Source organism: Hahella sp. HN01, assembly GCF_018986435.1.
Classification (GTDB): domain Bacteria; phylum Pseudomonadota; class Gammaproteobacteria; order Pseudomonadales; family Oleiphilaceae; genus Hahella.
Genome location: NZ_JAHMIN010000004.1, coordinates 170513 through 185990 on the forward strand (window position 1 = coordinate 170513; position 15478 = coordinate 185990).

Below are 15478 nucleotides of genomic sequence, written 5' to 3' on the forward strand. Positions count from 1 at the left end.
CTATTTAGTCGTAGAGGCCAGTCCGCTGGAGTCGCCGTTGGCTTCCAGGTACGGGTCTTGCCACCACTTGTCGTCCTTGGGTAAGGGCGACGTCAACGATCCCAGAAACGCCACCAATTGCGCTAGCTCTTCTTCCGTCAAGCCTAAGGGAATGATGTCGAAGTGCGGGCGGCTGGGGTGTTGCTCGCGGTCGTAGTAGGGCGGTTTGGGTTTGTTATAGTGCTGCACCACATCCTGCAGCGTTGCGAACTGTCCCGCCTGCATGTAAGGCGCGGTCGCCGCCACATTACGCAGACTGGGCGTCTTGAAGGCGCCGACCAGCTCTGGTCCCTGTTTCTTCAGAAACGCCATTTCCTCGCACTGTTCCAGCTCAGCGTCGCTGACGGGAGACAGGCAGGTGAACTCATTCTTGGTGAGGTCGTTGACGCCTTGGAAGCGACCCAGGTCGACCTGTTTTACGTCCGGTTCCGGCGCGCCGATATTGTGGAATTCAAAGTTGGTGAACAATGGGCCGTTATGGCAACTGGCGCAGTTCGCCTTGCCCATGAACAGACGCATGCCCTGAATTTCATCTGCGCTCATGACGGTCTTGAGTTTGTCCTCGCCGGCTTTTTTCTCCAACAGATCAATAAACTGGTCGAAGCGGGCAGGGGGCAGCTTGAGCTTGCGCTCGTAGGCCATGATGGCTTTGCCCATATTGGCGAACACCCGGTTGACCGCTTCCTGTTGAGCGGCGCTGAGTTGCGACCAGTTCTTCTCCGCGTCACCGGCGACTTTAGGGCTGGCGGGGAGAGTCAGGCCGGAGACGGCGTCGAGATCATTGGCGTCGCCGAACAGTTTGACGTATTCCTCACGGTAGTCCGTCGCCATGGCTTTGGCCGCGCTGGTGCGATCAAGGCCGTGTTCGTTCTGATCCTCCATTGGCGACAGCGCCTGCGCCCACAGGCTGTCCGTGCGGCCGTCCCAAAATTGCCAGGGGCCATAGATGGCGCCGGGAATAGAAGGTGCGCTGCGACGGGTGGTTCCGATGGCTTGAGACTGCGGCAGGCCATCCGTGAAATATAGCTGCGGGTTATGGCACTGCGCACAGGAGACTTGTCCGTTGCCGCTCAGGCTGCGGTCAAAGAAAAGCATGCGGCCCAGCTCGGCGGCTTCTTCATTATCCGCGTATTTATTGCTGGGCGCGGCGGGCAGCTCGGGAAGAGCGGACAGGGAGAATCTGGCGATAAAGTCCCGGTCCGCATCAGTAAACTGGTAGACGTCCGAGGCGGCGACAGCAATGCTGGATATCGCCGCCAGCACGCCTGCTGCGATATGTTTGATCCTCAACATACAGCCCTCTAGAGTACGAGATTGAACACGATAGTGTCGGATTTGCCTTGGGCGGTAACGTCAAACTGAATGACCCACCAACCCGCCATCTGGAACTTGACGCCGTCCACTTTATACACGCCGGGAGCGGACTCCGCGGTGATGCGGGGTTGCGTCGGCAGACCGTGAACGTGGCCTGGCATATGGCCGGAGAATTCAATCTTGGCGTCGGTGATGGGTTCGCCGTTCATGTCCGACAACAGGAAGTTCCACTTGTGAATCTCGTTCAGTGGCGTTAGCGGTTCGGGAGAGCCTTCTGTTAGAGGCTCAATATGCGCAAAGAAATTGAGGTCGCGGGACGCCTGGAAAGTGCGAATATCCAGGTCCGCCGGGGCTTGCTGTCCAGTCATCGCCGGGATTTCCAGGCTCATGGAGTCCGGCTTCACGGTTTCCGGCGTAGCGGTCATGCGATTCAACATGGAAGGATGAACGCTACGAATCTGCGTGTTATGGGCGAGCATCTGATTGTGAGACGTCTGCAAACGCATGGGGCCGGTCAGTTTCACCCAATCGCTCCACTGCCGAATGAAGCCTTCTTCAATCAGCGCCAGGGCGTAATTCTTCAATTTGGAGCTGCTTTCACGCAGGTCTGCGCCCTGTTTCTGCCAAAGCTCCAACTGGCTGTTCAGCATATCGATTGACTGGCCAAAGGAGTCTTTCTGTTTCTTGTCTTTCAAAGACCTTTCCACCACCCGCATTTCATTCACCTGTTTGCGGATGTGGCTGGCGTTGCGAAGAACGTTGACCGAGTTTTGCTCCAGCTCTTGCGCTTCAGTAAGCAGGCGACTGGCGACCTGCATGGATAAATTGGAGATTTCAGTTTCGGGGGCGGGCGCCTGCGCGGGGTCTTCAGCGGTGGCGACACCCGGCATTAGGGTGAGCAACAAAAAAACTTGGGCAATGTGTTTCATGAACAGTCCATCTTTATGTATTCCCTTCAGTTCCCCTTTCTTGCTCTGCGGGGGCGATCTACGTCGCCTTGGGGAAACTTCTCTGAAGAGCTTCTTATTTTATTTGGGTTCGGGGCTGGCGACGCTATTGCGCCGACAAGTCCCGATATAAACGAAAACAGGGGCAAGTCTCCCCAACTTGCCCCTTTATCCGATCAGCCGGTCAGTTAGAACTTAACGCCCCAACTGTTCAGCGTGCCTGTATCGCGTCTGGCCTGATCCTTGACCCGAAGCTTCCACTGTCCTGCGGAGTCTTTAGCGCCGACGTCGACGCTGAAGGTCTGCTGGATGTTGTCAGCGGAGCCGCCAGTGCGGTTATGCAGGTTGAACACAGTTCCATCCGGATGCAGCAGGTCCACCACCAGGTCGCCTTTGTAGGTGTGGGTGATGTCCACGGTGACGCTGACTGTGCCGGAAGCGCCGGAGCGGGTCACGTCAATCGGGCTGCTGATGCCGGTTCCGTTGTTATCCGGAATGGCGAATGGAGTGGTGTTCTCGTAGCTGTCTGGATCAGTGGGCGGTTCGCCGCCATCGCCGATTTCAACCGTATAGTCTTCCACTTCACCGTAGTTGAAGGTGCCGCAAGGGCTGGGCGCTGCGTTGTAACGCATGGCCACGCGCATACGGGTTTTGCCTTCAGCCGCAGAGGCTGGAATGTTCAGAGAACCGGTTACTGGAGACGAGGAAGCGCTGCCGGAGCTGAACACTTCTTCACCGCTGTCTTCGAAGTCGCCGTCGCCATTCAGGTCAACCCAGATCTTCCAGGACTCTTTGTAGGAGCTGCCGCTGAAAGAAGGAGTCAGAGTGACGCTGGTTTCGCCGGCGGCCAGTGCGACAGTCATGTCAGTGAAGTCGCTGTACTTGGACGAGCCGGAAGCATTGGCGAATTCGCCGATTTCCACTTTACCGATCCACTCTTCGCTGGCGTTGGCGCCAGAGGCTTCGCAGTAGTCGCTTGGATCTGGATCGGGGTCTGGATCAGGGTTTCCAATCGCGTCCCAATCTGGTTTCACTGTGAACAGACCGTTACCAATGTCGCTCAGGATGATGTTGCCGCTGGCGAAGTAGGCGTAGTTACTCCAGGTGCCGGAGAACTGCGCTGCGTTGGAGTTGGGGATCGTATCGAAATACGCCACTTCCTCCAGGTTGCCGTTGGCGATATCGTCTGCGTTAAGAATACGCAGACCTGCGCGGTAGTTGGTTTCGAACACATAACCGTCTTTGGTGTAAAGGTTGTGGTCGATCGCTTCGGTTGGGCCGACGTAACGTCCAAGCTCTACCGGATGCTGCAGATCGCTCACGTCCCAGATATAAGACGTGGTGTTGATGCCGGAGTTTTGCTCATCCAGCTCATCGTTCATGATCAACACAGAGTGGTTGTCATCGATGAACCAGCCCTGGTGCGTATACTGCGAGCCCTGGTAAGGCGTACGCGAGATCTGTTGAGGGTTGCTCTTGTTGGAGACGTCTACGATGGTGATGGTGTCTTCGTTGTAGCCAACGCAGATTTCCTTGCCGAAGTAGCGCGAATCCGGACCGTTGTACACCACGCACTGAGTGTCGTGGGTATAACCGTCAGCGGAGAAACAGCCGGAGTAGGAAGGCGCAGTCGGGTTGGACACGTCCACCATGTACAGGCCGCCGCTACACTGGTTACTGCCCACGATGTAGGCGTAACCGGTTTCTTCGTTGATGGCGATGTTGTGCGCATTGCCGAAACCGCCCAGATGCGCCGTTTCCGTCAGGGTGGAGCCTGGCGTCACGTTGCGCAGGGTGGTCAGGTCGAACACCTGCAGGCCATGAGTGCGGTTGCCGCTGCCGTCAGCGACGATGAACGCATGGTCATTGTAGGTTTTAATATCCCGCCAGGAGTCGGAGCCGTTGTTGTGTGAAGGCAGGAAGCCCAGGTAAACCGGGTTCTCCGCGTCTGTCACGTCAACAAAAGAGGTGCCGTTCTCGCGGCCGACAATAGCGATTTCCTTGCCGGTCTGCGGGTCGGTGTAACCCCAGATGTCGTTCAGGTTGGCGGAGCCGCCGCCCATATCGCCTTTCGGCAAAAATGACATCAGGTCAACGTTTTTACAGGGATAACCTGCGGCGCCGCCATTCTGGCATTCTGTGCTGGCGGTGAAGCTTGCGACGGACGCCGACCCCTCATCGGCCATCATCGCACTCATCATTGGGCTTGGCGCGCCCTCGTTCGAATTGTCGTACTTAAAGCCGTCAGGAAACATTGCGCTGTGCCCCCAGGAATGAGAAGAGAGCAAGAGAGCGCTAGTCGCCGCTACAGCCTTTAAAGGAAGATTTTTCATCTTTATATTTCCTTATAACTCTGCGGTTTGAGTTTTATTAGTTCCGCTGAATTCCACTACCGACGAAGAAACGGTCATCGGGGAGAACATGACGTTATCCTTGTCTGTCGAGTACTGCGACTGGAAGCCCCAAACCCCTGTTCGGTCATCCACGTCACTCGCGTGAAATCACGCAATCTTCGCCACTACGGAAACGCCTTGTTATTGAATACGATCATTGGCTTCTGGCCTATATGTCGTTCGTCCTAATTCATCTCGGGCGTTCGTTCTAGCCGTGGCGAACCGGCTATTCAGCAATAATCGCACCATGCGCCGCTTCCCTGGAATCTGGCCTTGCGGTCAGCATCCGGACCGTGGCGGCGCTAAAACAGTGCGTTAATGCACCTTTTCGTAACACATTGATGTCACAATAGGTAACTTGAATTTACCAGCGTTAAATAAAATCGAAAATATCCGACGACTTGCGTCGCCGGATATTTACGCAGTCCGAGACTGCGGTCACATTTATGGAATCAGATCAGACCTTGAGGGCCTGTCTTAGAACACCATTTTCCAGCTGTCGATGTAGCCAGTGTCGCGTCTTGCGCGGTCAGTGACTTTCAGCTCCCAGGTACCGTCGACGTTTTTGCCGCCCAGATTTACGGTGTAGGTTTTGTTCAGATTATCCGCGCTGCCGCCGGAGCGGTTGTGCAGAGTTTGAACGCTACCGTCTGGACCGACCAGCTGAACAACCAGGTCGCCGATGTAGGTGTGAACAACGTTCACAGTCACTTCAACGGAGTTGGCTGTGCCGATTTCTTTCACTTCGATCGGGCTGGAAACGCCATTGGCGTCGTTGTCTGGAATCGCATAGTCATCAGTGTTTTCGAACTCGCCGCCGCCAGGATCGGTGTCGCCGTTAAAGTCGCCGACCAAGGTTACGCCGGAGTAGCTGGAGTAGCCGCGCAGCATGACGTAGTAGTCGCCTTCGCTTGGCGCTTCGAAGGTGCACACTTCATCGTTGCCGTTTTTGTATGGACGGCAGTCGTAGCTGGAGGTGCTTGGCTTGGAGCCGAACTTGACGTACATGTCAGCGTCGCCGCTGCCGCCGCTCATGGTGAAGACCAGATCGGTAGCGTCAGCTGGTACGCTCAGTTTGTAGTACTTCATTGAGCCCTGGTTGCCGGAAAGGCCTTCGATCGGCGTTGCTTTCTCCATGGTGATGACTTGATCGCCAGGATCAGTGCCGTCGCAGCTTACGCCAACTTGCTCGAACGCAGCGGTAACGTCGGCTTTGCTGTAGCCTTTGTCTTCCGCAGCGGACTCAACGCCGCAAGCGCCGTCGTTGAAGTTGGAGTTTGGCGTCCAGTAGGTCTGGTTGGCGCGCACGAATACTTCAAAGGCTTTCTTGGTGTCCCAGCCGCTGGTGGTGGCCAGCAGGTAGAAGGCTTTGTTGTAAACGCCGCTGCTGTGATGCACGTCCAGGCCGTCATAGTAGTCGCTGGCGTGGCCGATAGAGCTGCCGTCACGTGGAGGGTTGTCCATGTAACGCAGACCGTCGCCGTTTTTCATGATGGCTGCGCCGACATAGAAGTCGTTTTCGCCGTGCATGAAGAACTCAGCCGCTTCGCCAGCCATGTCGGAGAACGCCTCGTTCATGCCGCCGGGCTGTCTTTCATAGACCAGGCCGGAGTTGAACTCGGTGAAGCCGTGAGAGACTTCGTGCGCGACCACGTTGATGTCAACCAGCGGATAGAAGTAGCTGGCGCCATCGCCGAAAGTCATTTGGCTGCCGTCCCAGAAGGCGTTCTCATAGCCATTGCTGTAGTGCACGCGCAGTTTCAGCTTGGTGTTGAGCGGGGAGGTGTTGAACCACTGGTTGTACATTTTGAACACTTCGATACCGAAGAAGTGTGCGTCATTCAGTGGAGAGTATGCGCCGTTGATTTCCTTGACGGTGTTTCTCGGGCAGGTGAACTGGTGGATCGAACCGCCGGAAGTGCCGTGGTTCAGGTTGATCGTTTCAACATTGGCGGTGCTCATACGACATTGGGAGTCCACTTCAAAAGTGGGATAGTCGGTGCCGTACTCGTATTTTCCAGTTTTCTGGTTGCCTCCGGGGCCAGTGGCTTCTTGATGCGCCAGGCCGTCCCAGGTCTTGATCACGTCGCCGCTATGAGCGTCGATGATGAAGAATGGACGCTTGGGATCAGGCGCGCCATTGGTTGCTTCGGAGAAATAGTTGACGACGTAGACCAGTTTCGCCTGTTCGGATTCCTGGTCGAAGTAGATCATCAGTTCGGAGGATTCATTGCGATATTGCGGCGCATTCACGAAGGTGAATCCGCTGTTGTTTTTCGCAATGTTCAGCGCTTCCTTGTCGGAAATGGTGGGGTTGGCTCCGGGTACGAAACCATTGTCCAGATCCGCTTGGATGCCCTGAATCAGGCCGCCGCTCATGTGGACCACTTCGTCGTTCGCATCGCGCACCATGATGATGTGTTCGCCGAAAACCTTCAGTCCATGATAGGTTTGCTGCAGTCTTTCATAGGTGCGGCCGTTCGCTTCGGTTCGGCTCGAAAGCTTGACTAGGCCATTCTCCCCTAACAGTCCCAAAGCAGCATCGTTGCTCAGGGAAGCCATAGATGAGCCAGACGCTAAGAATCCCGCGCTTTGATGAGTGCGGAGATCTACGCGCTCCGCCGCCATTGTATGAGCGGAAGCGAGCGTAAGGCCTACTATCAAGGCATTAAGCTTAAAGTGTCGATCAGACATGCTAAAACTCCAGTTTTAATTATTTAACCGGGTCGAAGCATACTGGCGTTCAGCGAGAAGGAAGATATATACGAAAGGAAACGATATATAAAAAGATAGGCAAACGAAATAGAACAGGCTTTGGATATAAATACACCTGATCCAATAGGATCATTTCATGCTTTGGTAAAAGTATGAAATGCAGTGAAGTGACGGCAAATAAACTTCACATTCCATGTAAAAGTCATATAAGGCTTTTAGCAAACCCGTTTGTTATCTTTTTTACGCGCTAACCCTGTCGCGTTAGAGCTATCCATACACTGCACTTGGTAGCCCTTTAATTATCCGAATCGCCAAACATCCAAGTACAGTTCTTTCCCATCCTTGTTATGGGGATGCGCCACCCGGGTCACTCGCACATCTGTTTGATGAGAGGGATAACCCTCTGAATTCCCAGGCTTGGCGACAATCCGCCAACTTGGCTGCCGGAGTCGTTCCTTGATGCGATTTTTGTATGAGTTGGTATTTCCATTCGCATCGTTTGCTGACGCCGCGGCAAGCAAGTGGAAAAAATAGTAGGTTAAAAAATTACAATCTGTCAACGTTAATAAGGACTAGGATAATCGATTATCTATAGGTATTTACCGTAGTGGTAAAAGCCTATGTCTATGCTCAAAACACAGGTTAAGTGGTTGATTCTTTCGGTTTTTACTGATGGTATTTAATAAACGGCATTAAGTTTTGAGAACTGCCGCTCATCTCGGCCGTCGCTCTCTTTGACATAAATATTTTATCTGCGTCGGTAAATATTACGGAGATGAAATAAAGGTTCTGTTTAAAAATTGATTTCCTTTCATGGTTTCAATAGAAGAAACGTATAGTGAGAATTTGGAAAAAGCGCGCTTTACTTGCTTTTATATAAGCGAATTAATTGTGTATTGGTGGCCTGGTATTAAACCGAATGGGACAATTATCGCTTCAAAATTGGGACAATGTTTCCCTGTTATGACGCTATCCGGGTTCGGAGAAATTGATAGAATCCCAAAAAAACGCAGGAAAAATACCTGCCTTTCGAATGACGACGCGAGTCAGGGCGTAACAGGGTCGACTGTGCGGCGGATGTCTCCGCGCGGTGGGAAGTAAAGACAAGACAGGGTGATAGTGGAGCATGGGAACGATAAACGTGAAGGATTTGCAAGGCGCGGAAGTAAAAATCCAGGCGGTTGAGGGTTACTCTCTCATGGAGCTGTTGCGAGACAACGGCTTTGAGATGGCCGCCATTTGCGGAGGCGCTTGCATTTGCGGCACCTGTCATGTTCATGTGCGCGGGGAGAACGCACGCCACTTGCCTGAACCTGCTTATGATGAAGCCGAACTGCTGGAAACCAAGCCTGATTACATCGAGGGAGTGTCGAGGCTGGCGTGTCAGATAAGTTATGCAGAAGAGTTGGACGGTCTGTTGTTGGAGTTGACCGAAGATAACTGACTCTCGCTTACTTCACCCCTCCGGGCTGTTTGGCGGTGGGGCGCACGCAGGCGATTAAGGTTCGTCTTAAAAGGGATGATCACTTAATCGTTTTTATTGTCCGCGACGGTGCGTCAGCGGAACTAATCCCGCCTCCGCGTTTCCAATCTCCTGATCTCTTCACGTATAAATATCTCTATCCAGGAGCTCTGGGTGCGGGTATTTCATCCAAGTCGAAACTTGTAGGACAATAGGGTTAAGTTATGGTGACGGAAGCACTTTTTAAAAAAATATCCCGGTTTAGGCTAAAGGTTTATTTAAAGCTTCATCGAATCAGTTTACATTCTGCTCTGAGGATGAATGCTCACTCCACAAAATATCAAAAAATACTGAATAACTATTACTTCCCCTGGAACTAATAAGAACCGGGTTTGCCGGTTCATGACACCCTGAATTTCCGTGCGCGAACGTGATGCGTTCTCCGCCGGAGGCGGCGCTCTTTGCGGTTCAGCGGTAAGGCGTTGCGACTGAAAAGGTTCACCAAATGTGAATATTTAACAGCACAGACGGTTGAACCTGTTTATAACTAAAAAGATGGATCATCAGCTGTTGGAATAGGTTGCAGTTTAGTTGAAAAGACGTTGGTCGCAGGACCGACTGACCGGTAGCTGGAGGCCAGACGCCGGGCGTTAATAAAACTAAGAAAATAAGCTTTTCATTATAGTTAGGGATGAATGCACTATGGATCTTAACAGTATGTGTATTTTTACCAAGGTCGCGGAAACTAAGAGCATTACTTCCGCAAGTCAGATGCTTGGTATAAGTAAACAAACCATCAGTCGTAAAATTATTCAATTGGAGGAATCATTAGGCGTTTGCCTGATAAGGAGAACCACTCGTAACTTTGAATTGACCACCGCCGGTCAAGCGTATTTCCAATATTGCACCTGTATAGTGCAGCAAGCGGAGGAGGCCAATGCGATGGTCAAATCCCTACAAAGCACTCCGGTAGGTGAAATTAAAGTCAGTATGCCCCTGGCGTTTAATAACAATAACGCCATGTCGAAATTGTTCACCAATTTCCTCAAGAAAACCCCGCAAGTAAAAATCGATATACATCTCAGCAACCGCCGCACCTGTCTGATCAGTGAAGGGATAGACATGGCGTTCCGGCTGGGGCCGCTGGTGGATTCGACCATGATTGCGCGGGGACTTGGCGTATTGACCTTTACTTATGTGGCGAGCCCGGAATATGTGGAAATGAACGGACTGCCTGATAATCCCAATGACGTCATCAATCACACCATTATCGCCATGCATGATTGCAAGCTTCTGGATGATTTCCGGATCAATGAGAAGATTGGCGATCGCGTGCAGATAAATGACTTTTCATTGGCGAAACAAATGGCGATGGACGGCTTTGGTATTGCTGTACTGCCGGTGTTTATGTGCGTGGATGAAATCAGAGAAGGCATTCTGATCCCCATTCAGAAAGAATGCTTCCAACCCACGCGGCACCTCAACCTGGTGTACACCCAATCCCGTCACCAACCCGCCCACGTCAGGAAGTTCATTAACCACGTTGTAGAGGAAACCCGCCCAATACCGCCCTGGGAAATATATGTCGACGATGTTTTCCCATCCCCCCATACCATGATTCCCCCGCATAAGAATGTCGACAGAGAACCGTTGCTGATGCAGAAATAGTCAAAAGTAAGCAGCGCGCCCGGAGCTTTCCGATATTGTCTCCCCTTCAGAGATATCGGAAAGCTCGCTCTTCTGAACGGTTTAGTTAGCGTCGAACTTTCTTCTCAGTCGTGAGTTCCTGATCATAAATAGCTCTGTTCAGGAGTCTGCCGCCACAGCGCCAGACGCTCTCCGCCAATTGAATAATCCCAGTGAAGTCAGTAATCCCAGTATGACCAGAGAGACGCCGATATATTCGGCGGAGCTTGGCGTTTCGCCGAGTATGACATCACCGAAAAGCACCGCCAGGCCGGGCGCCAGAGACGTGAAGACGGCGGCTTGCGCTGCGCCCAGAATGGAGATGGATTTGGTGTAGCACACCAGGGCGATGGCGGCAGCGAGGACGCCTTGGAAAACGCCTTGAACCATTAACTCCTGCCCGCTTGCCTGAAGCAGGTGAGGCTCGCCGAGCGTTAGATAAGCGGGAACATATATCAGCATGGATAGAACGGACACGATGGCTGCTCCGGTGACCGGCGGAACATTGTAGCGTTTGCTGTTGAGGGTGTAGGACGCCCACAGGAAACCGGACAGGACGAACACCAGGTCGCCAATCCAGGCGTTAGCAAGAGCGTCCGATGAAGTGGTGACGCTCCGATAGCCAATACTCATGATGCCCAAGGCAATCAGCATGAAACCGATCCAGCGCTGGGAAGAGGGACGGTCGCTCAATAACAGAACGCTGCCCAGTGTGGCGAACAAAAAGGCGCAACCGGAAATGATGACCCCGCCATGACTTGCAGGCGCTAAAGTGAGACCGCCAACGCTGATTAAAACATAGGGCGCGCCGGCGCCGGTGGTGAGGATCAGCGCCTGTCTCCAGGTCAGGCCACCCAAACCCGACTTGATGACCCAGGGCAGAAAAATCACGCCAGCTACAATAAAGCGAATGGCTGCCACATCATAGGCAGTTAAAGTTTGCTGCACGCCCAGACGGGAAATAACCGGCCAGATACCCCAAATCAATGCCGCCAGGACGCCCATGGCGATGCCTTGTCCAATACGAGCCCGCTCAACTGTCACGATTCACCTACTGCTATTTGAAACTTTTAATTGCCGAATGCCAGAACGACATTTTAGGAGGATGGCTGGGGGGAATTTCTGCGTATTTATGATTTAGAATGTCGGAAATCCGCTTATTTTCATAATAAACGCATAAAAGAGGCGAAAATGAACGCACTGGACTCGTTTGACGTCGCATTACTCAAAGCACTGCAGGAAGACTGCCAGCAAACCTCCCAACAACTGGCGGAGAAGATTGGCCTATCGCCCACGGCGATCCAGCGTCGCATTAAGAGATTGAGAGAGCAGGGGATTATTCACAAGGAAGTGGCGATTCTGAACTCGCAACTGCTGGGTAACAGAATGACCGTCATCATTCAGGTAATTCTGGAAAAAGGCGGACCACGAATCGTCGACGCCTTCAAACGCCGGGTCATCAAATTCCCGGAAGTGCAGCAATGCTACTACGTAGCAGGGGAGTTCGATTTCGTATTAATCGTCAACGTGGCCAACATCGCCGAATACGACCTACTCACCCGCAAACTGTTTCCAGACGACATGAAGATCAGTAAGTTCTACACCATCATCGCTATCGAAGCGGTAAAAGCCGACTTGAGTTTGCCGTTGTGAGTTTTTGTTGGGTTTGGCGCAGAGGGTTATCACCATGCAGTCACTGGGAGAATGCATGTAAGCAAACTTGTAGAGAAACTGAAATTTGTGGCTCACCGGATGTCAGTAATCCGAAATGAAGGGGGAGTATTATGATTACTTTCAAATTTCCTGAAGAAAAAGAGTACGTTTCTCATTACGCTAGGAAAATGAACGACTCTAGAGCGTTAAATATACTGGAGGCGGGAGAAGCAGGTTCTGAAGACGAGGCTGAATACTTAAGTCGTTTCTTTTGGCGAATGGTGGATAAATCTATTGAAGATGAAGAACAGGGTGAGCCATCTTTGTTTGTTGAATCCAACGAGTTTTGGAATGAGAAAATAATGTATTCAATATCTGGATATCTTGAAAGGCAGGGATATGAAAGTATCTGGGAGAAAGTATCAGATGAGCAATGATATCCGTCGGCAGAAGTACGCGCCTATGATTGTGGACAAAAGAGTTCAGAAAATCACCTGAACCAGCTCAGGGAGCGTAAACTCTAATGATACTGAGGCGCCCTAAGTCTCATCCTCTTTTTCGGCGGCCAACCTGGCAAATATTGAACATGCTGGGCGATTTCCCCGCGACTCCCTCCGTTCGCCCTGAGCTTGTCGAAGGGCTCTTGATGACTCGTTTCTTATTCGACAGGCGGACACCGGAATTAGTGGAACACTAACGTTAAATCCAGTTGTTTTTTCTACCCAGGCTGGTCTTTAGATTAGCGCTCTGGGAGGCCCTTCGACAAGCTCAGGGCGAACGGGGTGTGTAGATCAGGGATAGGGAATCTCTAAAAAACGTTGGCGGCAACGCAGGTAGTTTTTCAGAGGTGGAAGAACTCTCTCTGTCGCGTCCCCCTCTCAACCCACCGCACTAGGCGGTGGGCGCCAACCACTCCAAAATTCTTCAAGCCGTCACTGTATTCTTCAGTGGTTCTGCGGCGGGTTTTGGTTTGGGGCCGAAGGTCAGGAGGAGGAGTGGGAGCATGATGAAGTCGAAGATGAGGGCGATGAGGAAGGTGAGGGAGGACATGATGCCCAGGGTCACGTTCATGTGGAAGTGGCTGAGGGAGAAGGCGAGGAAGCCGACTGACAGGACGACGGTGGATATCAGCAGGGCGGGGCCGATGCTGCGGAAGGTTTCCACGACGGCTTCGTTGGGCGTCATGCCCTGATCGCGGGTCAGGCGCAGGTATTTGCTGATGAAATGGACGGTGTCGTCCACCACTACGCCCAGGGTCATGGCGAAGATCAGCACGGCGGCGAAGTCCAGTGAGCCTCCACATAGCGACCAGACGCCAAACGCCACCAGTATGGGCGCCAGATTGGGGGCCATGGATATCAGCCCCAGGCGCACGCTGCCCAGCGTCAACGTTAACACCAGACCGATCAATACGGTGGCCAGCGCGGCGTTGATGATCATATTGTCCGCCAGTCGTTCAATCATGTAAGAAAACATCACCAGCACCGACACGCCCCGGCTTTTGAAACTGTGTACATTGTCCTGCAGCCATTGATGCGTGCGGTCCACCAGATTGATGATTTCACTGGAGCTGGAGGAGGAGATAGTGGCGATCATGCGGGTGGAGGACTTGGCGATATTGATCTCATTGTTGATCTCCTGACCGAAGGGCAGGTTAGCTTCATAGAACAGCAGCGCCTGGGCGTTGGCTTCTTGAGAGTCCGCCGTTTTATAGAACGCCTGATCGCCATTGTGCAGAGACTTGTTGACCCGCTTCAGCGTGTCAGTCAAAGACGCCACATGATTGATCATGGGGTCATCGAGCAAATGCTGTTTGAAGGCTTCTGCGTCTTGCAGGAAAACCGGATCGGAAATGCCTTGTTCAACGCTGGTGTCGAGACTGAAATGAATGGTTGTGGTGCCGGCCAGACGTTGATCGATAAAGTCCGCATCGTCCCGGAATTCAGTGCCTTTCTCGAACATCTTCACCGGATGATCGTCGATCGTGAAATAGCGTAATCCATAGAGCGGCGCTGACATCAGGCCCAGAAACACCACCGCCACTAACGCTTTTCTGCGCACCAGAAATTCCCCCAGCGCCTTGCAAAGCTGACTGATCACGGAAGTGGCGGACTGATCGCGCTGAATGTTCATTAACATCATGGACGCAGGAATCAAAATCATGGAGTTGATGTAGGCGAACAGCACGCCCAGCGCGCACATGACGCCGAGGTGTTGGAACGGCGGCACATCGCTGTACAGCATGGACAAGAAGCCAATGCCGGTGGTGAGGCTGGTCAGGGTGACAGGATAAATATTCTGTTGCAGCGTGTGTTTGACCGCATCGTCCCGGCCTGGATGGCGGGCGCGACCGAACAGGTAGCTGAGCGCCACATGGATGCCCACCGCCACGCTGATGGTGAGAATAACGTGAGGCGCAATGGAGCTGTGGGGACTGAATTCGATACCCAGAAAACCGGTGACGCCAAAGGCTGAGAAAACCGTGAGAATCGTTGAGAACACGATGCACAACGTGACTTTCCAGGAACGGAACAGCAGCGCCATGATGACCATAAAAATCAGGAACATCAGTGGAAACAACGTCGCCATATCGGCGCGGGCGTACTCATCGAAAGCGGCGTTGAGCATGACGATGCCGCCCAGACGAATGTCGAGGTTGGCGTAGCGTTGTTCATAGTCATCGCGAATGGAGCGCACCTTGGCGGCGGCCTCGGCGATGGCGTTTTCCTTGTCGGGAATCATCAACTGCAGATAAATGGCGGTGACCTTGCCATCGGAAGACAGCATTCTGTCCTTGATGCGCGGCTCGCTCTCGGCGATGGTCCGGCGGGAACTGAGATAGCCTGGATTATGCAGTTTCTCCGGCAGAACCAGATCTTCCACCAGGATTTCTTCTGCGTCCGCCTCGATGTGCTGGAAGTTGGTGATCGAATCCACGCGGGTGACGAAATCCACTTGCCATAACTCTTCCGTCAGCCGCTGCACTGCTTCCATCACTTCCGGGGAGAACAGGTCTGCGCCCTGGGTCGCCTCTACCGTCACAATCAGCGGATCGGTGCGGGAGTAAGTATCCAACAGATTTTCCCAGGCCACTAGATCCACATTGTCTTTGGAAAAGTACACCCGATAATCGTCGTTGAATTTGATGTGTTGCAACCCCGGCGACAGAAGCACGGGCATCAACAGCAGAAACGCAATCACCCGTTTCGGGGCGGCGATGATCAGATGGGCGAGAGTGAGAGCTAGCCTGTTCATAGTGAATCACCGGA

10 protein-coding genes and 1 pseudogene are annotated in these 15478 nt (G+C 52.8%); 5 read left to right on the plus strand and 6 right to left on the minus strand.

From position 1 onward, the window contains the following. The 4 genes from KP814_RS05675 to KP814_RS05690 form a co-directional block, all read right to left on the minus strand. Entirely contained in the window at positions 1-1332 is a 1332-nt protein-coding gene (locus tag KP814_RS05675; protein ID WP_216735844.1) for a cytochrome-c peroxidase, read from the minus strand. A gap of 8 nt (positions 1333-1340) precedes the next feature. Continuing rightward, on the minus strand, positions 1341-2282 hold the full coding sequence (locus KP814_RS05680; RefSeq protein WP_216735845.1) for a FixH family protein: 942 nt from the start codon (positions 2280-2282) through the stop codon (positions 1341-1343). Between the two features lie 206 nt (positions 2283-2488). Further along, positions 2489-4633 carry a choice-of-anchor B family protein gene (locus tag KP814_RS05685; RefSeq protein ID WP_216735846.1) on the minus strand — a complete coding sequence of 715 codons (2145 nt, stop codon included), beginning with the start codon at positions 4631-4633 and terminating at the stop codon, positions 2489-2491. 537 nt (positions 4634-5170) lie between these two features. After that, entirely contained in the window at positions 5171-7387 is a 2217-nt protein-coding gene (locus KP814_RS05690) for a M4 family metallopeptidase (protein ID WP_216735847.1), read from the minus strand. A 1147-nt stretch (positions 7388-8534) separates the two neighbouring features. Here KP814_RS05690 and KP814_RS05695 point away from each other — a divergent pair. The 3 genes and pseudogenes from KP814_RS05695 (at position 8535) to KP814_RS05700 (ending at position 10538) form a co-directional block, all read left to right on the plus strand. Then, complete coding sequence (locus KP814_RS05695) at positions 8535-8852, plus strand: 2Fe-2S iron-sulfur cluster-binding protein (RefSeq protein ID WP_216735848.1); 318 nt, start codon at positions 8535-8537, stop codon at positions 8850-8852. Positions 8853-9587: 735 nt separating this feature from the next. Beyond that, positions 9588-9746: pseudogene (locus tag KP814_RS33340) on the plus strand (LysR family transcriptional regulator); the annotation flags it as partial. A 66-nt stretch (positions 9747-9812) separates the two neighbouring features. Continuing rightward, positions 9813-10538 carry a substrate binding domain-containing protein gene (locus KP814_RS05700; RefSeq protein ID WP_253938188.1) on the plus strand — a complete coding sequence of 242 codons (726 nt, stop codon included), beginning with the start codon at positions 9813-9815 and terminating at the stop codon, positions 10536-10538. Between the two features lie 138 nt (positions 10539-10676). Here the strand turns inward: KP814_RS05700 and KP814_RS05705 are convergent, their stop codons facing one another. Next, positions 10677-11600 carry a DMT family transporter gene (locus KP814_RS05705; RefSeq protein ID WP_371824035.1) on the minus strand — a complete coding sequence of 308 codons (924 nt, stop codon included), beginning with the start codon at positions 11598-11600 and terminating at the stop codon, positions 10677-10679. Positions 11601-11747: 147 nt separating this feature from the next. Here KP814_RS05705 and KP814_RS05710 point away from each other — a divergent pair, with 147 nt between their 5' ends. Together KP814_RS05710 and KP814_RS05715 are read left to right on the plus strand one after the other, a co-directional pair. Then, the gene (locus tag KP814_RS05710) at positions 11748-12209 is read left to right on the plus strand and encodes an Lrp/AsnC family transcriptional regulator (RefSeq protein ID WP_216735850.1); all 462 of its coding nucleotides are present in this window, start codon (positions 11748-11750) and stop codon (positions 12207-12209) included. A 131-nt stretch (positions 12210-12340) separates the two neighbouring features. Then, positions 12341-12646, plus strand: a complete 306-nt coding sequence (locus KP814_RS05715; protein WP_216735851.1) for a hypothetical protein — start codon at positions 12341-12343, stop codon at positions 12644-12646. 487 nt (positions 12647-13133) lie between these two features. Here KP814_RS05715 and KP814_RS05720 read toward each other — a convergent pair whose 3' ends face one another. Further along, on the minus strand, positions 13134-15464 hold the full coding sequence (locus KP814_RS05720) for an RND family transporter (RefSeq protein ID WP_216735852.1): 2331 nt from the start codon (positions 15462-15464) through the stop codon (positions 13134-13136). Between the last annotated feature and the right edge of the window lie 14 nt (positions 15465-15478).

Excerpts from the sequence above, each read along its gene's own strand:
- KP814_RS05675 (WP_216735844.1), bottom strand. The coding sequence starts at position 1,332 with ATGTTGAGGATCAAACATATCGCAGCAGGCGTGCTGGCGGCGATATCC.
- KP814_RS05680 (WP_216735845.1), bottom strand. The coding sequence starts at position 2,282 with ATGAAACACATTGCCCAAGTTTTTTTGTTGCTCACCCTAATGCCGGGT.
- KP814_RS05685 (WP_216735846.1), bottom strand. The coding sequence starts at position 4,633 with ATGAAAAATCTTCCTTTAAAGGCTGTAGCGGCGACTAGCGCTCTCTTG.
- KP814_RS05690 (WP_216735847.1), bottom strand. The coding sequence starts at position 7,387 with ATGTCTGATCGACACTTTAAGCTTAATGCCTTGATAGTAGGCCTTACG.
- KP814_RS05695 (WP_216735848.1), top strand. The coding sequence starts at position 8,535 with ATGGGAACGATAAACGTGAAGGATTTGCAAGGCGCGGAAGTAAAAATC.
- KP814_RS05700 (WP_253938188.1), top strand. The coding sequence starts at position 9,813 with ATGGTCAAATCCCTACAAAGCACTCCGGTAGGTGAAATTAAAGTCAGT.
- KP814_RS05710 (WP_216735850.1), top strand. The coding sequence starts at position 11,748 with ATGAACGCACTGGACTCGTTTGACGTCGCATTACTCAAAGCACTGCAG.
- KP814_RS05715 (WP_216735851.1), top strand. The coding sequence starts at position 12,341 with ATGATTACTTTCAAATTTCCTGAAGAAAAAGAGTACGTTTCTCATTAC.
- KP814_RS05720 (WP_216735852.1), bottom strand. The coding sequence starts at position 15,464 with ATGAACAGGCTAGCTCTCACTCTCGCCCATCTGATCATCGCCGCCCCG.